Annotated in this window: 19 protein-coding genes; 14 read left to right on the top strand and 5 right to left on the bottom strand. The window is 75.7% G+C overall.

Annotated features, from left to right (window positions below):
• Positions 1-47: 47 nt before the first annotated feature.
• From ACFI33_RS04060 to ACFI33_RS04050, 3 genes are read left to right on the top strand one after another with little or no spacing between them, the layout of a single operon-like run.
• Positions 48-215, top strand: a complete 168-nt coding sequence (locus ACFI33_RS04060) for a DUF4177 domain-containing protein (protein ID WP_010080276.1) — start codon at positions 48-50, stop codon at positions 213-215.
• Entirely contained in the window at positions 212-712 is a 501-nt protein-coding gene (locus ACFI33_RS04055; RefSeq protein WP_069941149.1) for a RidA family protein, read from the top strand. The genes ACFI33_RS04060 and ACFI33_RS04055 overlap by 4 nt, the downstream gene beginning before the upstream one ends.
• Entirely contained in the window at positions 702-1,604 is a 903-nt protein-coding gene (locus ACFI33_RS04050; RefSeq protein WP_069941150.1) for an NUDIX hydrolase, read from the top strand. The genes ACFI33_RS04055 and ACFI33_RS04050 overlap by 11 nt, the downstream gene beginning before the upstream one ends.
• A 30-nt stretch (positions 1,605-1,634) precedes the next feature.
• On the opposite strand, the gene ACFI33_RS04045 is transcribed toward ACFI33_RS04050, so the two are convergent.
• Positions 1,635-2,312: a Crp/Fnr family transcriptional regulator gene (locus tag ACFI33_RS04045; protein WP_002854021.1), complete on the bottom strand. Its 678-nt coding sequence runs from the start codon at positions 2,310-2,312 to the stop codon at positions 1,635-1,637.
• Between the two features lie 174 nt (positions 2,313-2,486).
• On the opposite strand from ACFI33_RS04045, the gene ACFI33_RS04040 reads away from it, so the two are divergent.
• The 4 genes from ACFI33_RS04040 to ACFI33_RS04025 all read left to right on the top strand — a co-directional run bounded on the left by ACFI33_RS04040 (position 2,487) and on the right by ACFI33_RS04025 (position 6,254).
• The gene (locus ACFI33_RS04040; RefSeq protein WP_063189861.1) at positions 2,487-3,860 is read left to right on the top strand and encodes a CvpA family protein; all 1,374 of its coding nucleotides are present in this window, start codon (positions 2,487-2,489) and stop codon (positions 3,858-3,860) included.
• A gap of 119 nt (positions 3,861-3,979) precedes the next feature.
• Entirely contained in the window at positions 3,980-5,623 is a 1,644-nt protein-coding gene (locus ACFI33_RS04035; RefSeq protein ID WP_063189859.1) for a sodium-dependent transporter, read from the top strand.
• Positions 5,624-5,626: 3 nt separating this feature from the next.
• Positions 5,627-5,812 (top strand): methionine/alanine import family NSS transporter small subunit, encoded by a 186-nt coding sequence (locus ACFI33_RS04030; RefSeq protein ID WP_063189857.1) that lies wholly within the window; start codon positions 5,627-5,629, stop codon positions 5,810-5,812.
• Positions 5,784-6,254, top strand: coding sequence for a GntR family transcriptional regulator (locus tag ACFI33_RS04025; protein ID WP_063189855.1), 471 nt, complete (start codon positions 5,784-5,786; stop codon positions 6,252-6,254). The genes ACFI33_RS04030 and ACFI33_RS04025 overlap by 29 nt, the downstream gene beginning before the upstream one ends.
• A gap of 75 nt (positions 6,255-6,329) precedes the next feature.
• On the opposite strand, the gene acs is transcribed toward ACFI33_RS04025, so the two are convergent.
• On the bottom strand, positions 6,330-8,270 hold the full coding sequence (gene acs, locus ACFI33_RS04020; protein ID WP_036314287.1) for an acetate--CoA ligase: 1,941 nt from the start codon (positions 8,268-8,270) through the stop codon (positions 6,330-6,332).
• Positions 8,271-8,504: 234 nt separating this feature from the next.
• Between acs and nth the strand changes: the two genes are divergently transcribed.
• The gene (gene nth, locus ACFI33_RS04015) at positions 8,505-9,311 is read left to right on the top strand and encodes an endonuclease III (protein WP_036382284.1); all 807 of its coding nucleotides are present in this window, start codon (positions 8,505-8,507) and stop codon (positions 9,309-9,311) included.
• Between the two features lie 17 nt (positions 9,312-9,328).
• On the opposite strand, the gene ACFI33_RS04010 is transcribed toward nth, so the two are convergent.
• Complete coding sequence (locus ACFI33_RS04010) at positions 9,329-10,534, bottom strand: NAD(P)-binding domain-containing protein (protein ID WP_095347352.1); 1,206 nt, start codon at positions 10,532-10,534, stop codon at positions 9,329-9,331.
• A gap of 36 nt (positions 10,535-10,570) precedes the next feature.
• Between ACFI33_RS04010 and ACFI33_RS04005 the strand changes: the two genes are divergently transcribed.
• The 6 genes from ACFI33_RS04005 (at position 10,571) to ACFI33_RS03980 (ending at position 15,283) form a co-directional block, all read left to right on the top strand.
• Entirely contained in the window at positions 10,571-11,380 is an 810-nt protein-coding gene (locus ACFI33_RS04005; protein WP_036382288.1) for an NUDIX hydrolase, read from the top strand.
• 158 nt (positions 11,381-11,538) lie between these two features.
• Complete coding sequence (locus ACFI33_RS04000; RefSeq protein ID WP_144879409.1) at positions 11,539-12,864, top strand: CpaF family protein; 1,326 nt, start codon at positions 11,539-11,541, stop codon at positions 12,862-12,864.
• A 104-nt stretch (positions 12,865-12,968) separates the two neighbouring features.
• The gene (locus ACFI33_RS03995) at positions 12,969-13,988 is read left to right on the top strand and encodes a type II secretion system F family protein (RefSeq protein WP_144879411.1); all 1,020 of its coding nucleotides are present in this window, start codon (positions 12,969-12,971) and stop codon (positions 13,986-13,988) included.
• A 176-nt stretch (positions 13,989-14,164) separates the two neighbouring features.
• On the top strand, positions 14,165-14,398 hold the full coding sequence (locus tag ACFI33_RS03990) for a DUF4244 domain-containing protein (RefSeq protein WP_036336908.1): 234 nt from the start codon (positions 14,165-14,167) through the stop codon (positions 14,396-14,398).
• Complete coding sequence (locus tag ACFI33_RS03985) at positions 14,391-14,843, top strand: TadE family type IV pilus minor pilin (RefSeq protein WP_036384896.1); 453 nt, start codon at positions 14,391-14,393, stop codon at positions 14,841-14,843. The genes ACFI33_RS03990 and ACFI33_RS03985 overlap by 8 nt, the downstream gene beginning before the upstream one ends.
• Entirely contained in the window at positions 14,840-15,283 is a 444-nt protein-coding gene (locus ACFI33_RS03980) for an Rv3654c family TadE-like protein (protein ID WP_036336906.1), read from the top strand. Before ACFI33_RS03985 ends, ACFI33_RS03980 begins: the two co-directional genes overlap by 4 nt.
• On the opposite strand, the gene ACFI33_RS03975 is transcribed toward ACFI33_RS03980, so the two are convergent.
• Both ACFI33_RS03975 and ACFI33_RS03970 read right to left on the bottom strand, forming a co-directional pair.
• Positions 15,199-17,799 carry a DEAD/DEAH box helicase gene (locus ACFI33_RS03975; RefSeq protein WP_036384897.1) on the bottom strand — a complete coding sequence of 867 codons (2,601 nt, stop codon included), beginning with the start codon at positions 17,797-17,799 and terminating at the stop codon, positions 15,199-15,201. The two genes, ACFI33_RS03980 and ACFI33_RS03975, sit on opposite strands and share 85 nt — an antisense overlap.
• Positions 17,796-18,569: a GNAT family N-acetyltransferase gene (locus ACFI33_RS03970; RefSeq protein WP_036336902.1), complete on the bottom strand. Its 774-nt coding sequence runs from the start codon at positions 18,567-18,569 to the stop codon at positions 17,796-17,798. Before ACFI33_RS03970 ends, ACFI33_RS03975 begins: the two co-directional genes overlap by 4 nt.
• Positions 18,570-18,612 lie beyond the last annotated feature (43 nt).

Here is an 18,612-nt window from a genome sequence, read left to right as displayed (position 1 = left end):
ACCTGGGACCTCTTCCGGGGTCCGCGCCGGTGGCTAGGGTGGGTCCCATGACTCAGCAGACGCAGTGGGAGTACGCCACGATCCCCCTCCTCATCCACGCGACCAAGCAGATCCTCGACCAGTGGGGTGAGGACGGCTGGGAGCTCGTCACGGTGATCCCGGGCCCCGAGGGGAACAACCCCGTGGCCTACCTCAAGCGTCCGAAGGCGGCGTGAACGTGACGGCGCAGTCCTCGGCCCCCGCCTGGGGCGACGGCGCAGTCGCGGCCCGCCTCGCGGAGCTCGGCATCGACCGACCCGCCGTCGCGGCGCCGGTCGGCTCCTATGTCCCGGCCCTGCGGGACGGCGACCTCGTGCTGACCTCCGGCCAGCTCCCCTTCGTGGCCGGCGCCCTGCCCGCCACTGGCAAGGTGGGCGCGGAGGTCACCCCGGAACGCGCCCAGGAGCTCGCGCGGGTGTGCGCCGTGAACGCGGTGGCCGCGGTGCACGAGCTGTTGGGCGACCTGGACCGGGTCGCCCAGGTCGTCAAGGTCGTCGGTTTCGTGGCCTCCGACCCCGCGTTCACCGGTCAGCCCGGCGTGGTGAACGGCGCCTCGGACGTGCTGGCCGAGATCTTCGGCGAGGTCGGCCGCCACGCGCGCTCCGCCGTCGGCGTGGCCGTGCTGCCCATGGATGCTCCCGTCGAGGTGGAGATCACCGTCCGTGTCCGCTGATCCGGCCGGCCTGCTGCTGCCGGTCCCGGAGCAGGAGGAGGACCTCACCCGCCAGTGGCTGGACCGGCGCTTCCGCCAGGTGCGCCCGGCCCGGCCCGGGTCGGCCGTGGTGCTCGTACGCGACGGCGACGACGGCCCGGAGGTCTTCCTCCGTCACCGCGCGGGACGCACCCCGCTCGGCCGCGTGGGTCTGCCCGGCGGCGCGCTCATCGAGTCCGACGCCGACCTGTGCCCGTGGTACGGGCCCGAGCCCTCCCAGTGGGCCCACACGTTCGGGACCACGGATCGGCGGCGTGCGCGGCAGCACGTGGTGGCCGCCGTCCGTCAGCTCCACGACGAGGCCGGAGTGCTCCTCGCCGGTCGCTCCGACACGGACGTCGTGTCCACGGCGCGCGTCGAGACCTGGGGCGGGGGCCGCAGCTCCCTCGAGGAGGGCTCGGAGAGTCTGCCCCATCTGCTGGCCTCGCGCGGCCTCGGACTGCGCGCCGACCTGCTGCGCCCCGTCATGCGCTGGCATTCCGCGCCCCACGTCCACCGACGTTTCGACACGGCCGTGTTCGCCACGACGACCCCACCGGTGCAGTCCGCGCCGGCATCCGAGGAACCCGGTCCCGAACTCCAGGCGTGGGTGCCCGCGTGTCGCGCGCTGGCCGGCCCGCTGCGGCTGCCCGGACCCGCCGGGGCGGAGGGCACGGCACCCTTCGACCAGGTGGCGACCCCGCTGACGCAGGTGATCGTGCGTCGGGTCGCGGCGCACCGGACGGCCGCCGCCTTCCTGCTCTCCGTCACGCCCTGTGCCCGGCGTGGCCCCGTGCCGGAATACCACCTGGTCACCGAGGCCGGCGACGACGGCACCCCCCGGATGCGGGTGGAGCGGGCCACCCGGGACTGACCGGGGTGGCCCGCTCCAGGGCGGGGAGCGTCAGCGCGAACGCTGGCGCAGACGCTGCAGGTCCAGGATGACCACGGCGCGGTTCTCCAGGCGGATCCAGCCGCGCTGGACGAACTCGGCCAGGGCCTTGTTCACGGTCTCGCGGGACGCGCCCACCAGCTGGGCGAGTTCCTCCTGCGTGAGGTCGTGCGCCACCAGCAGGCCGTCCGCGGCCGGGCGGCCGAAGCGGTCCGCGAGGTCCAGGAGCGCCTTGGCCACGCGGCCCGGCACGTCCGAGAACACCAGGTCCGCCAGGGACTCGTTGGTCTTGGACAGACGCTGGGCCAGGGCCTGGAGCAGCTGGACCGACACGTCCGGCGACGAGGCGATGGCGCGGCGCAGGTTCTCGTGGCGCAGACCGGCCAGGCGCGTGGCGGACACCGCGGTGGCGGTGGCGTTGCGCGGGGCGGGGTTGAACAGGGCCATTTCGCCGAAGATCTCGCCGGGGCCGAGCACGGCCACGAGGTTCTCGCGGCCGTCCGAGGCGGTGCGGCCGAGCTTGATCTTGCCGGACATGATCACGTACAGCTGATCGCCCTGGTCGCCCTCGTGGAACGCGGACGCGCCGCGGGAGAGCTCGACCTCGGTCAGCTCCGAGGTGAGGATGGCGAACACCTCGTCGTCCAGGTTGGTGAACAGCGGAGCCTTCCGCAGAACCTCGAGATCCATGTGTGCGTGTCCTCTCTGTGGCCAGTTCCTCACACCGCGGCGGAGGAGCCGCCCGGTTCACTGGCGTCCATTGTGCCCCATACCCCAGTGCGGGCCGATACCCTGGATCCTCCACCGGGTGCGCGGGCCGTCCCCGTGCGTGGCCGGTGCCGTCACATCCGAAGGAGGTCGCCCATGCCGCTGGGTCTGACGTGGCTGGACGTCCTGCTCATCGTCGCGCTCGCGATGCTCCTGGTCCAGGGTCACCGTCGCGGCCTGTGGGTGGTGCTGGGCAACCTCGTCGGCCTGGTCGGCGGCGCCGCGATCGCGTTCTACGCCCTGCCTGAGGTGGCGAAGTTCGTCACCGCGCCGCAGTGGCGGTGGGCCGCGCTGATCGCCACCCTCGTCGTGCTCGTGGCGGCGGGCCAGTACGTGGGCGCCGCCATCGGCGAGGCGATCCGGTTGCGCGTGAACCTGCCGGCGCTGCGACTCGTCGACCGCCTGCTCGGCGCGCTCGCCACCGGTCTCGCGGGCGCCCTCGTCCTCTGGCTCGTGGCGTTCTCCATCGCGGCCTCCGGCTCCACCGCGGTCACCCGTGAGGTGACCCGCTCGCGGGTGATCGCAGCGCTGGACACCGTGATGCCCGACTCGCTCCTGGCCTGGGCCGCCCGCTCGCGTTCCGCCGTCGCCGACCTGGACGTGCTGCCGGAGCTCGAGCTGCCCGCCCCCGTCCCGGAGACCGACGACGGCGTCCGCGCCGCTCCGGCCCCGGCCGCGACGCCGGGTCTGCCCTCGGCCGCCTCCTCCCCGTCCGCCCCGCCCGCGACGTCCGCCGCGGCGACCCCCGAGGAGCCCGACGACGCCGCCGCGGCCTCGTCGTCCACGTCCGCCGCGCCGTCGGCCACGACGACCGCCCCCGCCTCGTCGACGTCGACGGCCGCCCCCTCGACTCCCGCCGCCTCCTCGGCGTCGGCCGCCGTCGTCCGGCTGACCGGGACGGCCGCGCAGTGCAACCAGGTGCAGAGCGGCTCGGGCGTGGCCGTGGCCCCGGACCGCGTGCTCACGAACGCGCACGTGGTCCTCGGCGTGGACGCCCCCACCGTGACGGACCGCGCCCGCGGCGTGCACGCGGCGCGGATCGTCCACCTGGACACGGCGCACGACCTCGCCGTCCTGGCGGTCGACGACGCGGACCTGCCCGTCATGCCGGTCGGGGCCGAGCTGACGGGCGGCGCGTCGGCCTCCGTCCTGGGGTACCCCGACGGCGGCCCGTTCGCCTCCACCCCCGCGACCGTGCAGGCTGTCGGCGAGGTGCCGCTCGGCGACGTCCTGACCGGGGCCGCGAGCATGGTGGACGTCTACACCCTCGCGGCGGACATCCGCCACGGCTACTCGGGCGGCCCGGTGGTGGACGCCGCCGGGAACCTGGCCGGTCTGGTGTTCGCCCGGGCCCCGGGCTCGGACGCCGTCGGCTACGCCCTGACGGCGGACACCATCGCCCCCGTCGTCGCCGCGGCCCCGGGGATGACAGCCACGGTCCCCTCGGGGGACTGCGTCCCGGGCGGCTGAGCCGGCGCCGCGCCACGCGCCTGACGCCCGCATTCCGGACCGGACTGTCCGGTAACGGCCCGCGTCGACTATTGTGGCATCCGTCACACTCGAGTTTCCCCGACCCTCGGAGGTCCTGCATGTCCAGCACCGTCTCCGCGCCCGCCACGGCGCCGAAGCGCACCCGGGAGGAGTTCACCGGCCGGTGGGCCTTCATCCTGGCGGCCATCGGCTCCGCCGTGGGCCTCGGCAACATCTGGCGCTTCCCCTACGTCGCCTATGAGAACGGCGGTGGCGCGTTCGTCATCCCCTACCTGATCGCGCTGCTCACGGCGGGCATCCCGCTGCTGTTCTTCGACTACGCGATCGGCCACCGCTTCCGCGGCTCCGCGCCTCTGGCGTTCCGGCGCCTGTCCCGGTGGACCGAGACCGTCGGCTGGTGGCAGGTGCTCATCTGCGTCGTCATCGGGATCTACTACGCCGCGATCATCGGCTGGGCGATCATGTACACCTGGTTCTCCGTGGACCAGCGGTGGGGCGAGGACCCGGAGACCTTCCTCATGGGCGACTACCTGCGGGTCGCCGACGACCCGTCCCCGTCCTTCGACTTCGTCTCGGGCGTCTTCTGGCCCATGCTCGCCGTCTGGGTGATCACGCTGCTCATCATGGGCTTCGGCGTGCGCCGGGGCGTGGCCCTGGCCTCGATGGTCGGCATCCCGCTGCTCATCGTGATGTTCCTGATCCTCGTCGGCATCGCCCTCACCCTGCCGGGCGCCGCCCAGGGCCTGGACGCCCTGTTCACGCCGAACTGGGCCGCGCTCGCTGACCCCGGCGTCTGGATCGCCGCCTACGGCCAGATCTTCTTCTCGCTGTCCGTCGGTTTCGGCATCATGATCACCTACGCCTCCTACCTCAACCGCCGGACGAACCTTACCGGCTCCGGCCTGGTCGTCGGCTTCTCCAACTCGGGCTTCGAGATCCTAGCCGGCATCGGCGTGTTCTCCGCCCTGGGCTTCATGGCGCAGGCCTCCGGCGTGTCCGTGTCCGAGGTGGCCGGCAGCGGCATCGGCCTGGCGTTCATCGCCTTCCCCACCCTGATCTCGCAGGCCCCGCTCGGCGCCCTGATCGGCGTGCTGTTCTTCGGCTCGCTCGTGGTCGCCGGCTTCACCTCGCTGATCTCGATCCTCGAGGTCGTCATCTCCGCCGTGAAGGACAAGCTCGGCTGGGGCCGCTGGACGGCCACGATCGTCGTGATCGGCCTGTCCGGGGTGGTCTCCCTCGCCCTGTTCTCCACCACCACGGGCCTGCAGATGCTCGACACCATGGACGCGTTCGCCAACAACTTCGGCATCGTGGGCGCGGCGCTCCTGTCGGTGCTCCTGGTCACCGGCGCACTGGGCTCGGCCCGCCGCATCACGGCGCACCTCAACGCCGTCTCCTCCTTCAAGGTCGGCCGCGGGTACGTGCTGCTGATCGGCGTGCTCATGCCGATCGTGCTCGCCTACATCTGGCTCTCCTGGATCATGAAGGTGATCGCGGAGGGCTATGAGGGCTACCCGGGCGACTTCCTCGGCGTCTTCGGCTGGGGCATCGCGCTCGGCTCCGTCGCCCTGGCCGTCCTGCTCTCCCTGATCCCGTGGTCCCGCAAGTCCAACCTCTACGCGGAGGACCTGGACAGCGAGATCCACGGCGACCTCATCCCGCACAACGCCGTGCCCGAGGGCACCGTCCCCACCGGCGCCCTGCCGGTGGTGCCCGCGGCCACCACCCGGAAGGAGCTCTGACCGATGAGCACCGCAGCGATCGTCATGATGTCCCTGGCCATCCTCCTGGTGTGGGGCGGCCTCGCGGTCTCCGCCATCCACCTGCTCCGCCACCCGGACGACTCCTCGGGCGACCTCGCCATCGAGGACGAGCTGGCCCCCGCCGTGCGGGAGCGCGAGGATGGCCGTCTCGACGCGCGGCACCGGTGAGTCGATGAGGCTCCCCGGTCCGTTCGCGGCGGCCCCGGTCGCCGACGGGGCCGCGGGCGTGGTCTCCGCCTCCCTGCCGGTCGTGGCGGTGGACGCGAGCCTGCCGGCCCCGCCCTACCGGCAGATCGTGGACGCGGTCCTGGCCGGCGTCGCCTCCGGATCCCTGGCCCGCGGGGACCGACTGCCGCCCGTGCGCGTGCTCGCCGCCGAGCTCGGCGTGGCACCGGGCACCGTGGCCCGGGCCTACAAGGAGCTCGAGGCGCACGGCACCATCCGCACCCGGGGTCGCGCGGGCACGTTCGTGGCCGCCTCGGCGGACGCCCGCGCCGACGCCGCGCACCAGGCCGTGCGGCGCTGTCTGGACACCCTGCTCGAGCGCCTCGGGTACACGCCCGACGAGGCCGTGGAGCTGGTCCGCCGGGACGCGGCCGCCCGCGCCTGAGGCGGGCCCGCCCACCGACGACGCCGCCCCGGACCGCACGCAGCGTGCGGTCCGGGGCGGCGTCGTCGTGCCGGCTCAGGCCTTCGGGGCGAGCGTCTCCACGATGCGCTGCATGACCGTGGGGTCGGCCAGCGTGGTGGAGTCGCCCGGGTCGCGGCCCTCGGCCACGTCCTTGAGCAGACGGCGCATGATCTTGCCGGAGCGCGTCTTGGGCAGCTCGGGGACCACGAGCACGCGCTTGGGCTTGGCGATGGGGCCGATGTCCTTGCCCACGTGCTGCCGCAGCTCCTCCTCGACCTCGGCGACGTCGCGGTCGGCCGCGACGGCGACCGCGGTGAGCAGGACGAACGCGACGACCGCCTCACCCGTGGTCTCGTCCTTCGCACCGACCACCGCGGACTCGGCCACGGACGGGTGCGCCACGAGGGAGGACTCGATCTCGGTGGTGGACAGGCGGTGGCCGGAGACGTTCATGACGTCGTCCACGCGGCCCAGCAGCCAGATGTCGCCGTCCTCGTCGTAGCGGGCGCCGTCGCCGGCGAAGTACATGCCGGGGAAGCGGGACCAGTAGGTCTCCTTGAAGCGCTCCCGGTCGCCCCAGATGCCCCGCAGCATGGACGGCCACGGCTCGCGCACCACGAGGAAGCCCGCGCTCGTGTCCGTCATGGGTTCGCCGAGCTCGTCCACGACCTCCAGCACGACGCCGGGCACCGGCCTCTGGGCGGAACCGGGCTTGAGGGTGGTCACGCCGGGCAGCGGGGTGAGCATGTGGGCGCCCGTCTCGGTCTGCCACCAGGTGTCCACGATGGGGCAGCGGCCGGCGCCGATGACCTCGTGGTACCAGCGCCAGGCCTCCGGGTTGATGGCCTCGCCCACGGAGCCGAGCACGCGCAGGCTGGAGAGGTCGTACTCGTCCGGGATGTGCCGGCCCCACTTCATGAACGTGCGGATCGCCGTCGGCGCCGTGTAGAGGATGCTCACGCCGTACTTCTGCACGATCTCCCACCAGCGGCCCTGGTGCGGGGAGTCCGGGGTGCCCTCGTAGATCACCTGGGTGGCGCCGTTGACCAGCGGTGCGTAGGCGACGTAGGAGTGCCCGGTGACCCAGCCGACGTCGGCGGTGCACCAGAAGACGTCCGACTCCGGGTGCAGGTCGAAGGTGTCGTGGTGGGTGACCGCGGCCTGCACGAGGTAGCCGCCGGTGGTGTGCAGGATGCCCTTCGGCTTCCCGGTGGTGCCGGAGGTGTACAGGATGTAGAGCGGGTGCTCGGCGTCGTGCCACACGAGCTCGTGCTCGTCGGACTGGCCGTCCACGACGTCGTGCCACCACAGGTCGCGGCCCTCGGTCATCTCGACCTCGGCCTCGTTGCGGCGGACCACGAGCACGTGCTCGGCGGTGTGGCCGGGCGCGGAGAGGGCCTGGTCCACGGCGGGCTTGAGCATGGAGGGCTTGCCGCGGCGGAAGGAGCCGTCCGCCGTGACGACGAGCTTGGCCTCGGCGTCGTCCACGCGGGAGCGCAGGGCGTCGGAGGAGAAGCCGCCGAACACCACGGAGTGGACCGCGCCGATGCGCGCGCACGCGAGCATCGTGATGACGGCCTCGGGGATCATCGGCAGGTAGACGGCCACGCGGTCGCCCTTGGTCACGCCGAGGGACTCGAACGCGTTGGCGGCGCGCCGGACCTCGGCGGCCAGGTCGGCGTAGGTGTAGGTCCGGGTGTCGCCGGGCTCGCCCTCGAAGTGGATGGCCACGCGGTCGCCGTGGCCGGCCTCGACGTGGCGGTCCAGGGCGTTGTACGCGGCGTTGGTGGTGCCGCCGACGAACCACTTCGCGAAGGGTGCGTCGGACCAGTCCAGGACGTCGGTGAAGTCCTGCTCCCAGTGCAGGACCTCGCGGGCGCGGCGGGCCCAGTAGGCCAGGCGGTCCTCGGCGGCCTCCTCGTACAGGTCGGCTCCGGCCACCGCCTGGGCGGCGAACTCGGCCGGGGGCGGGAACGTGGGGATCTGCTCGTCCATCGACGGGGTCCTTTCGGGGTGGTGCGGTCAGTGCGCAGCGCGGATGTGACGCGCCCCACACTAGTCTCCCGCCTCAGCATGCCGCGCGCGGCGTCGTCGCCACAAATCCTCGGGTCCTGTGTGTCGCATCGTGCCCGGAAGCGGGGGCCGGACGCGGTGCGGACGTCGGCACGCGCCCCGCTCCCTAGGATGGTCGGACCTGAGCGGATCGCACGAGGGCGGGAGGACGCGCGGATGGAGACGGAGTCGACGGGCACGCCGACCGGGGAGACCCAGCTGGCACTGGTGCGCCGGGCGCGGCGGATCAACCGGATCCTGGCCGAGACGTACCCGTACGCCGTCGCCGAGCTGGACTTCGAGACGCCGTTCGAGCTGCTCGTGGCCACGGTGCTGTCCGCCCAGACCACCGACGTGCGGGTCAACGCGGCCACGCCGGCGCTGTTCGCCCGCTTCCCGGACGCCCACGCGATGGCCGCGGCCACCGAGCCCGAGCTGCAGGAGCTCGTGCGCTCCACGGGGTTCTACCGGAACAAGGCCTCCGCGATCCTGCGGCTGTCCCAGGAGCTCGTGGCCCGGCACGACGGCGAGGTCCCCGCCCGTCTCGAGGACCTCGTGGCGCTGCCCGGGGTGGGCCGCAAGACCGCGTTCGTGGTGCTCGGCAACGCCTTCGGCCAGCCCGGGATCACCGTGGACACGCACTTCGGCCGGCTCGCCCGGCGCCTGGGGTTCACGGACGAGACCGACCCGGTGAAGGTCGAGCACGCCGTGGGCGCCCTGTTCCCGCGCCGGGACTGGACGATGCTCTCCCACCGGCTGATCTTCCACGGCCGCCGCGTGTGCCACGCGCGCCGCCCGGCGTGCGGGGCGTGCCCGATCGCCCGCTGGTGCCCGTCCTACGGCGAGGGGGAGACCGACCCCGAGCGGGCGCGCGCCCTGCTGGCCTACGAGCTCAAGCCCGGCCGGGAGGAGCTGCTCGAGCTCCTGCGCGCGGGGCGGACGCGCCGGGAGCTGCGCGCCCTCGGCCACGGGCTGGAGGCCTGAGCGCCCGGCCTGCCCGCTCAGCCTTCGGTGAGACCCGCGAGGATCGCGGCGACCGCCCGGCGCGCGTGAGCCCCCACGCCCGCGAGCGTGGCCGAGGCGGCCCCGCACCAGTCGTCGTAGCCGAGCAGGTGCAGCCCCGGCACGTCCACCGAGGCGGTCGGCAGTGCACGCTCCGTCGCCGGCGCCCCGGAGGGGTGGCGGGTCAGCTCGAGGCCCCGCAGATGGCGCAGGTCCGCCCGGAAGCCCGTGCACCAGACGATGTCGTCCACCGGGTGCTCGGCGCCGCGCACCCGGGCCGCGGCGCGGTTGGCGGCGGGCCAGCCGTGGCTCGCGCCGGCGTCGTGGTCCCAGCGGACGCCGTCCGGCGTGAGCGCGGTGGGCGCGGGGACCGCGTGGAGCCCGGCCCCGTCGCGGGCGCGGATCACCGAGGGCACCATGACGATGTCCCCGAGGTCGCCCACGCGCGCCTCGGAGCGGCCCAGCACGCGCGCCGAGGCCCGATCGAAGAGCACCCGCCCGTCCACGTCGTCCGGCATGAACCGGGGCGGACGCCGGGTGGCCCACGTGGTGGCGACACCCGCCAGCAGCAGGTCCGCCGCGATCTGGGCGCCCGAGTTGCCGCCGCCCACCACGAGGACGTGCCGCCCGGTGAACGCGTCGGGGGAGCGGTACGCGGCGGAGTGCCGCTGCGTGCCGCCGAAGTGGTCGACGCCCGGGAGGGCCGGCAAGAACGGGCGGGTGAACGAGCCGGTGGCGGAGACCACCGCGCGGGCGCTCAGGGCCGTGCCGTCCTCGAGCCGCAGGGTGAACGGAGGGGACGCGGCGGCGTCGTGCGTCACCTCCGCGACACGCACGCCCCGGCGCACCGGCAGCCCGTAGCGGTCCTCGTAGTCGGCCAGGTAGGCGACGACGTGCCCGGCGTCCGGGGTGCCGGGGCCGGGCGACGGCGGCATGGGTCGGCCCGGCAGGGAGGAGTGCTCGGCGGGGGAGAACAGGCGCAGGGAGTCCCAGTGGTGCGGCCACGCGCCGCCGGGCTGGGCGGAGGCGTCGAGCAGGACGAACGACGGCGGCGGGCCCGGCCGGCGCCCGCGGCCGACGTCCCGCGCGGCCCGCGCCAGGAAGTAGCCGGCCGCCAGTCCGGCCTGGCCGACGCCGATCACCGCGACGTCCACCGGATCCGAGGACGCGGTGGCCGCTGGGGGCGAGGTCAGGGGAGCCGTCATGCCCCGAGGCTACGACCGGCGGCTAGCGTGGGGGCCATGCCTGAGACCCCCGCGAGCCCCCGCCCGACCTCCCGCGACGCCGCCGGGACGTCCGAGGCGTCGCTGACGGGTGCGCGGGACCAGCTGGCGGACCTCGTGGCCCGGTGGGGCACGGCCCCTGCGGACGCGTCCGGTCACCACGACCCGGCCTCGCTCACCACAATCCCGCCCGAGGCCGTGCCGATGTGGGGCTTCGACTGGCCCCGGTCCGGCGATCCGCGCCCCTCCGCCGTGCTGATCCTGTTCGGCGCCCTCGACGACGTCCCCGCCCGTCACGACGCCGAGCGCGTGCACCCGCACGTGGACGTGCTGCTGACCCAGCGCGCCGCCACCCTGCGCCAGCACGCCGGGCAGATCGCGTTCCCCGGCGGTCGCGTCGACCCCGAGGACGCCGACGTCGTGGCCACGGCCCTGCGCGAGGCGCAGGAGGAGACCGGCTTGGACCCGGCCGGCGTGGAGGTCCTGGGCGTGCTGCCGGCGGTGCCGGTGGTGGTCTCGGGGCACGTGGTGCACCCGGTGCTCGGGTGGTGGCGGGACCCCAGTCGCGTGGCGGTGGTCGACCAGGCCGAGGCCGCGGCCGTGTTCCGGATGCCGGTCGCGGACCTGGTGGACCCCGCGAACCGGTGCCGCGTGGCCCGGCCCGGCGGCCGCCGCGGCGAGACGCCGGGCTTCCTCGTGGGCGAGCGCCTGGTGTGGGGGTTCACGGCGGCGCTGCTGGACCGTGTGCTGGCACTGCTGGGCTGGGACGTGCCGTGGGACGACTCCCGCGTGCGTGACGCGCGGACCCACCGGATCCTGCGCGGCTGACGGCTGCGCGCCGCCGCCCGCTCCTGCACAGGCGCCGGTGGGCGGGCCCGTGTCCCCAGCGGCGGGGCCGGGGGCGCAGGCGCCCGGGCGGGACGGTGGACTGGACGGGCCGGCGGCCGCGGACCGCGGCCGCCGCCCCGACCCGCAGGAGGCCCGCCATGCGCCCGTTCGTCCCCGCCGCCCCGGCCCGCCCGCCCCGGGGCCGCCGCCGCCGCCCCGCCCCGCCCGAGGGCAGCCGACGGTTCCCGTGGCCCCGCACTGACCCGGCCGAGCCGGAACGCACGCAGGTCGCCGCGCCGCCGCTGGCCGCACCCGCAGCGGGCCCCGGCGGGCTGGACGCCGCCGTCGTGCGCCTGCGCGTGGCCGAGGCCCGTGCGTCGGCCGCAGACGGGGCGGAGCCGCCGCTGGCCCCGCTGATCGCCGAGGCCCTCGACGCGCCGATCGACGACCCGCGCGTGGCGGCGCTGGTCGATGAGCTCGACGGCTTCGGCCCGCTCGCACCCTGGGTGCGCACCCCGGGCGTGACCGACGTGCTCGTGGACGGCGCGGGCGCGGTGTGGACCGACGGGGACGAGGGCCTCGTCCGCCGCCCCGGTCGGCTCGACCCCGAGACCGCCCGGGCGCTCGCGGTGCGGCTGCTGCACCGGGCCGGCCGCCGCCTCGACGCGGCGGTGCCGCTGGCCGACGCCCGCGTGGGCGGCGTGCGCGTCCACGCGGTCCTGCCCCCGGTCAGTGGCGATGGCACCCTGCTGAGCCTGCGGATCCCGGCCGCGACGACGCCGTCGCTGACCGCGCTGGCCGACGGCTGGCCGGACGGCGCCCTCTGGGCCGACGCCCTCGAGGCGCTCGTGCGCGACCGTGCCACCGTCCTGGTCAGCGGCGCGACCGGGGCGGGCAAGACCACGCTGCTCTCCGCGGCCCTCGGCCGGGTGCCGGGGGACGAACGGATCGTCGTCGTGGAGGACACGGCCGAGGCCGCGCCCGATCACCCGCACGTGGTCGCACTGCAGTGCCGCGCCGCCAACGCGGAGGGCGCCGGCGAGGTCGGACTGGCCGAGCTCGTCCGCCACGCGCTGCGGATGCGGCCGGACCGGCTCGTGGTCGGCGAGTGCCGCGGCGCCGAGGTGGCCGACGTCCTCACCGCCCTGAACACGGGACATCAGGGTGCGTGGGGCACCCTGCACGCCAACGCCGCCGCCGAGGTGCCCGCCCGGCTGACGGCCATGGCCTCCCTGGCCGGCTGGCGGCCCGAGACGGTGGCCGCGCAGGCCCGCGCCGGCGTGGACGCCGTGCTGCACATCGCCCGCGACGGCCACGGGCGGCATCCAGTCGAACTCGCCGTCTCGGACCCGCGCGCCGACGGGTTCGCCCTGCTGCCCGCCCTCACGTGGCGGCCCGGAACGGAGGCGGCGGGTGGGCGGACCGTCGAGGGACCCGGCGTGCCCGCGCTCGCGGCCCGGCTGGCGGGGCGGTGCGGCCGGTGAGCACGACGACGGCGGCCGGGCAGGCACGACGGTCGCGCGCTGGGCGTGCCGTGGCGCTGCTGCCCTGGCGGGCGGGGCGGGCGAGGCCGGAGGAGGAGACGGAGGTGCTTGTCGGCGTGCTGCGCCGCTGGGCCGCCCTCGTCGCGGCCGGCCTGACCGAGGAGCAGGCCTGGCGGGAGACCGCGTGCACCCTGCCCGCCTGCGGGTCGGAGCCGGGTGAGGCGGGGGCCGCGTGCTGCGCCCATCACCACGCCCGACGCCGGGCCGAGGCGCTGGCCTGGGATGTGCCGGCGTCGCATGCGGCGACCGGGGAGGCGGCGCGCCGCGGTGGGACCCTGCCCTGGCGGACCCCCGCACGGGACCCGGGCTGGGCGCTGGTCGATGCGGCGCTCGCGGCCGGGGCCCGGGCGGGTGCCGCTCCCGCAGCCGTGGCCCGGCAGCTGGCCCATAGCCTCGAGGCGGACGTGGACGCGGCCCGAGCCCGCCGCTCGGCCGCGGCGGGGCCGGGCGCGACGTCCCGGCTGCTGCAGTGGCTGCCCCTGGGCGGCCTCGGCCTCGCGTGGCTGCTCGGCACCTCCCCGGGGGACCTGGTCCGCTCGCCCTTCGGTGCCGTGGTCGCCGCGGTGGGTCTGCTGTTCTGGCTGGCCGGGCGGTCCTGGACGCGCCTGCTGCTGCGTGCGGCCGCGCGCGAGCCGGCGGCGGTGGGGGCCGCCGTCGTGCTGGACGTGCTGGCGGCGCTGCTCAGCGCCGGCCGATCCCTGCCCGCCGCGCTGGACGACCTCGGCCGGACCCTGCCGGGCGCCCGCGGCCTGCGGGCCACGGCGGCGCTGCTGCTCTGGGGTCGGGACTGGGACGAGGCATGGGTGGGCCTCGATACGGACCCGGTGTGGGCCGAGACCGCCGCCCGACTGCGTCCGCTGCACCGGTCCGGAATGGCCGGCGCCCGCACGCTGGCCGAGACCGCCGCCGCCGTCCGTCAGCAGACCCGGCGGGCGGACGAACGGGCGGCCGAGGAGCTCGCAGTGCGCCTGGTGATGCCGCTGGGGCTGTGCCTGCTGCCCGCCTTCGTGTGCTGGGGCGTGGTGCCCGTCGTCATGGCCCTGCTCGGGGCGGGACCGGGCTGAGGCCGTGGCGACGCCAGGGCGTCCGGTCCTGCACAGGGCCCCGATCGCCCCGGCCCATCCCCGGATCCGCATCGCCCCCGGCGCGCGGGCCCCGGAGCGGGCCAGCCTGGGACCAGCGGCCCGGCCGGGCCGTCACCACCGCCCCGCACCGCGGGGCCCACTCCAGGAGGACCACCATGACCCACCGCTCCCACTCCGCCCAGCCCGCCGTCACCCGCCCGAGCGAGCGCGACCGCCTCGCCCGCGTCGTCGACGCCGCGGGCGAGGAGACCGGCGCGATCACGGCCGAGTACGGCATCCTCACGCTCGCCGCCGTGGGCTTCGCGGGCGTGCTGGCCGTCGTGCTCACCAGCCCGGACGTGCAGTCGCTGCTCGTGGACCTCGTCACCGGGGCGCTCCAGCGTGACTGAGCACCCGACCTCCGCCCCGCCGTCCGCGCGCCGTACGGGCGCCCGGACGGCGGGGCGGCCCCGGGGGCTCCGGGGCGGCGAGACCGGGGCCGTCACGGCCGAGTACGCGGTGCTGCTGCCCGTGATCGCGTTCGTGCTCGTGTCCGTCCTGCTGGCCGGCGCCGCCGCGGTGCAGCAGGTGCGGGGTCAGGACGCGGCGGCGTCGGCCGCCCGCATCCTCGCCCGGGGCGACGACGAGGCGGCGGCCCGCGACGCGGTGGCGCGCATGGCCGGCGACGACGCCTCGCTCTCGCACACCGTCGAGGGCGGCTGGGTGACCGTCGAGGTCGTCCAGCCCGGCCCCGGGCCGCTCGCCTGGGCCGAGGCCCTCACCCTCACCGCGCACGCCGCCGCCCCCGAGCAGCGGCCCGGAACGCCCGCCGCTTCGCCGGAGGACCGGTCATGACCCGCGGGAGGGCGCCCGTGCGGGGCGAACGCGGTTCGGGCACCGTGTCCGTCCTGGGCACGGCCGCCCTGGGGGCGGGGCTGCTGCTGGCCGTCGCGGCGCTGGGGCAGGCCTCGGTCACCGGCGCCCGGGCGGCCGGGGCCGCCGACCTGGCGGCGCTCGCCGCCTCCGACGCCCGGCGCGGGCTCTCCGACCACGAGCCGTGCGTCCTGGCCGGGCGGACCGCCGAACGCAACGGGGCCGCCGTCGTGGCGTGCGAGGTGCGCGAGGACGGGACGGTGCGCGTCGCGGTCGAACTCGCTCGCGCCCCGCTGCCGGCGGCCACGGCCGATGCCGTCGCGGGTCCGCCGCGGTCTCAGGCCCCGGGCGCCGCGTCCGCGGACCCGCCGGAGGCGCCGCCGCCCGAGCCGTCGGTCGAGGCGTCCGCCGGGACGAGGTGATCGGCGTGGTCCATCAGGAACCGCAGGACGGTCAGCGCGCCGGCCTTGTCCAGGGGGCTGTTGCGGTTGCCGCACTTGGGGGACTGCACGCAGGACGGGCAGCCCTCCGCGCACTCGCAGGCCGCGATGGCCCCCGCCGTCGCCTCGACCCAGCGTCGCGCCTGCTCGAAGCCGCGTTCGGCGAAGCCCGCCCCGCCGGGCCGGCCGTCGTAGACGAACACGGCGGGGGAGCCGGTGTCCGGGTGCAGGACCATCGAGACGCCGCCGATGTCCCAGCGGTCGTTCGAGGCGACGAGCGGCATCATGCCGATCATCGCGTGCTCGGCCGCGTGCAGGGCGCCGGGCAGGCGATCCGTGGTCAGTCCCGCGGCGATGAGCTCGTCCGAGGCCGCCTGGAACCACACCGCGGAGGTGAACAGGTCCCGCGCCGGCAGGTCGAGGGGCTCCTCGCCGAGCACCTCCCCGGAGACCAGGGCCTTGCGCTGGAAGGACACCACCTGGGTGCGGACCTGCACGTCCCCGAGGCACCAGCGCAGGGTGCCCTCCCGCGCGTCCAGGCGGCGGTGCACCGCCACGATCTCGATCTCCGTGACGTCCCGGGCCTGCGTGGTGAAGTCCGGCCAGGCGCGCGTGACGACCACCGCGTGCGCGTCCTCGTCCAGCTCCTCCACGAGGTACGTGCGGTCCTGGTGCACGTACACCGCGCCGGGATGCGCCTGGTAGTGGGTCTGGGGCGAGTCCATCGTGCCCAGCAGGGCGCCGGACTCGGCGTCGATGATGTCCATGGGCCCGCCGCCGTCGTCCCGCAGGGAGACCATGCCGGCGGCGTGCTCGGGGTGCGTCCAGAACCAGCCGGCCGGCCGACGGCGCAGCAGCCCCTGCTCGACCAGCACGTCCAGCAGGGCGCGCACCCGCTCCGGCTCCCCGAACCAGCCGAACGCCTCGGGCGTGATCGGCAGCTCGGCGGCGGCCGCGCACAGCTGCGGGCCGAGCAGGTGCGGGTTCTCCGGGTCCACCACGGTGTCCTCCACGCCCAGGTCGAACACGGCCTCCGGGTGGTCCACCACGAACGTGTCCAGGGGGTCGTCCGATGCCACGAAGAACGCGAGCGCGTCCTGGCCGCCGCGCCCGGCGCGGCCGATCTGCTGGAAGAACGACGCGCGGGTGCCCGGCCAGCCGGCCACCACCACGGCGTCCAGCCCCGCGACGTCGATGCCCATCTCCAGCGCCGGCGTCGAGGCCATGCCCAGCAGCCGACCCGAGCGCAGGTCCGCCTCCAGCTCCCGCCGCTCCTCGGGCAGGTAGCCCGAGCGGTAGGCCGCGACCCGGGCGCCGAGCCCCGGCTCGACCTCCTCGAGCTGCCGCTTGGCCGCGCTCGCGATGGCCTCGGCACCGCGCCGAGAGCGGATGAACGCCAGCGTGCGCACCTGCTGCAGGGCCAGGTCCGTGACCAGGTCGGCGGCGGCGGCCATCGCCGAGCGGCGGACGGGCGCGCCGTTCTCGCCCCGGCGGTCCGTCAGCTCCGGCTCCCAGAACGCCACCGTGACCGCCCCGTGCGGGGACGCGTCCTCGGTGACGGCTGTGGCCGGCGCCCCGATCAGTCGGGCGAAGTGCCCGGCCGGATCCGCCGACGTCGCCGACGCCCCGATGAACACGGTCTCCGGACGGTCCCCGCGGTAGTGGGTGGCGATGCGCCGCAGTCGACGCAGCAGGATCCCCACCTGCGAGCCGAAGACGCCCCGGTACGTGTGCGACTCGTCCACCACCACGAACGTCAGATTCCGGAAGAACGCGGCCCACCGCTCGTGGTGCGGCAGGATCCCCACGTGGAGCATGTCCGGGTTGGTCATGAGCACGGTGGCGTGCTCGCGGGCCCAGATCCGATCCTGCGGTGCGGTGTCGCCGTCGTAGGGGGCCGCGCGCAGCCCCGGGGCACCGTCCCGCTCGAGGGCGCGCCAGGAGGTCAGCTGGTCCGCCGCGAGGGCCTTGGTGGGGGCGAGGTAGAGCGCGGTGGCCCGGGGGTCGGCGGCCAGCCGGGTGCCGACCGCCAGCTGGTAGCCCAGCGACTTGCCCGACGCCGTGCCCGTGGCGAGCACGGTGTGCGTCCCCGCGCCGGCCAGGGCCGCCGCCCGTACCTGGTGCAGCCACGGCCGCTCGACGCCGCGCGCCGCGAAGGCCCTGACTAGGCCCTCCGGAGCGTCCGCGGGCCAGTCCGTGTGCCGGGCCTGCCGTGCGGGCAGCTCGGTGACGTGGCGGATCTGCTCGGGCAGCCCGGTCCGGCCCAGCGCCGCACGGAGTCCGGCCCCCGCCGGCGTGTCCGGGCGCAGGTCGCCGGGCGCCGTGACGGACAGCCCGGCCACGACGTCGGCCACCACCGCACCGACGGGCTGCGGCTCCGGTCCGGAGAAGTCCGGGGCGGCGTCGTCGACGGGCGGCGCGGAATCCGCCGTGCCGGGCGGCCCCCAGCCGCCCGCGGGATCCGCCCAGGGATCGTGCTCCGGGAGGTGGCCGGTCACGCCCCCATGGTGCCGGTGTGCTCGGCGGCGGGGTTGTCCTCGGCCAGGCCGCGACCCCAGATGGACACGGGGCCGAGGTCGGTCCAGGCCAGGTGGCGGTACAGCTTCTGGCCGTCCGGGGACGCGACGAGCAGGCCGCGGCTGATCTCACCCTCGCTCATGACCTCGGAGGTGAGGTAGCGCATCACGAGGGAGCCGAGGCCGCGGCGACGGTGGTTCGGGGACGTCCAGATCCGGTCGTAGACGGCGGTGCCGCCCTCCTCGGTGACCCAGCCGAGGGCGGCGAGCTCCTCCTCGCCCTCGGGCACGGTCGAGGCGCCGACGGCCAGGATGCGCAGGCGACGGCTGCCCTCCATCGGTTGGTCCACGCGGGCCTCATAGCCCTCGGGCAGCAGCGGGGGCTCCACGTCCTGCAGCTCGGGGTCCATGTCCATGGTCATGAAGCGCTCCGGCTCGGCCTGGGCCTTCAGACCCATGGCCTTCGGGTCCTCGCCGGCGTCGCCGAACACTGTGAGCAGGATCTGCTCCTGGTCCCGCACCGCCTCGCGCAGGTCCTCCAGCTCCCCGCGGGAGGGGTTCACCACCACGTGCTCCCACGTGGCCGGCACGTCCACCGTGGCGCGACCGGAGCCGCCGGGGATCATGCGGGCGGGGCGAGGGGTGCGCAGGGCCGCGCGTCGCCCCGCCTCCTGGCTCGTACGGTAGCCGCGCGATCGCGACCAGGCCGCGAACCAGATGTCGACCAGTGCCGGATCCAGATGCTCAGTCATGTCTGAAGGGTAAGGCGTGTGGCCGGTGCGGGCCAGGCCCCGC

The organism is Micrococcus sp. PSi08, assembly GCF_054960655.1.
This window is presented reverse-complemented; position numbering and strand designations above follow the sequence as displayed.

Bases quoted from the DNA above. Each gene is read 5' to 3' on its own strand.
- ACFI33_RS04060 (WP_010080276.1), top strand. From the start codon at position 48: ATGACTCAGCAGACGCAGTGGGAGTACGCCACGATCCCCCTCCTCATC.
- ACFI33_RS04045 (WP_002854021.1), bottom strand. From the start codon at position 2,312: ATGGATCTCGAGGTTCTGCGGAAGGCTCCGCTGTTCACCAACCTGGAC.
- ACFI33_RS04040 (WP_063189861.1), top strand. From the start codon at position 2,487: ATGCCGCTGGGTCTGACGTGGCTGGACGTCCTGCTCATCGTCGCGCTC.
- ACFI33_RS04035 (WP_063189859.1), top strand. From the start codon at position 3,980: ATGTCCAGCACCGTCTCCGCGCCCGCCACGGCGCCGAAGCGCACCCGG.
- ACFI33_RS04030 (WP_063189857.1), top strand. From the start codon at position 5,627: ATGAGCACCGCAGCGATCGTCATGATGTCCCTGGCCATCCTCCTGGTG.
- ACFI33_RS04025 (WP_063189855.1), top strand. From the start codon at position 5,784: ATGGCCGTCTCGACGCGCGGCACCGGTGAGTCGATGAGGCTCCCCGGT.
- acs (WP_036314287.1), bottom strand. From the start codon at position 8,270: ATGGACGAGCAGATCCCCACGTTCCCGCCCCCGGCCGAGTTCGCCGCC.
- nth (WP_036382284.1), top strand. From the start codon at position 8,505: ATGGAGACGGAGTCGACGGGCACGCCGACCGGGGAGACCCAGCTGGCA.
- ACFI33_RS04010 (WP_095347352.1), bottom strand. From the start codon at position 10,534: ATGACGGCTCCCCTGACCTCGCCCCCAGCGGCCACCGCGTCCTCGGAT.
- ACFI33_RS04005 (WP_036382288.1), top strand. From the start codon at position 10,571: ATGCCTGAGACCCCCGCGAGCCCCCGCCCGACCTCCCGCGACGCCGCC.
- ACFI33_RS04000 (WP_144879409.1), top strand. From the start codon at position 11,539: ATGCGCCCGTTCGTCCCCGCCGCCCCGGCCCGCCCGCCCCGGGGCCGC.
- ACFI33_RS03990 (WP_036336908.1), top strand. From the start codon at position 14,165: ATGACCCACCGCTCCCACTCCGCCCAGCCCGCCGTCACCCGCCCGAGC.
- ACFI33_RS03980 (WP_036336906.1), top strand. From the start codon at position 14,840: ATGACCCGCGGGAGGGCGCCCGTGCGGGGCGAACGCGGTTCGGGCACC.
- ACFI33_RS03970 (WP_036336902.1), bottom strand. From the start codon at position 18,569: ATGACTGAGCATCTGGATCCGGCACTGGTCGACATCTGGTTCGCGGCC.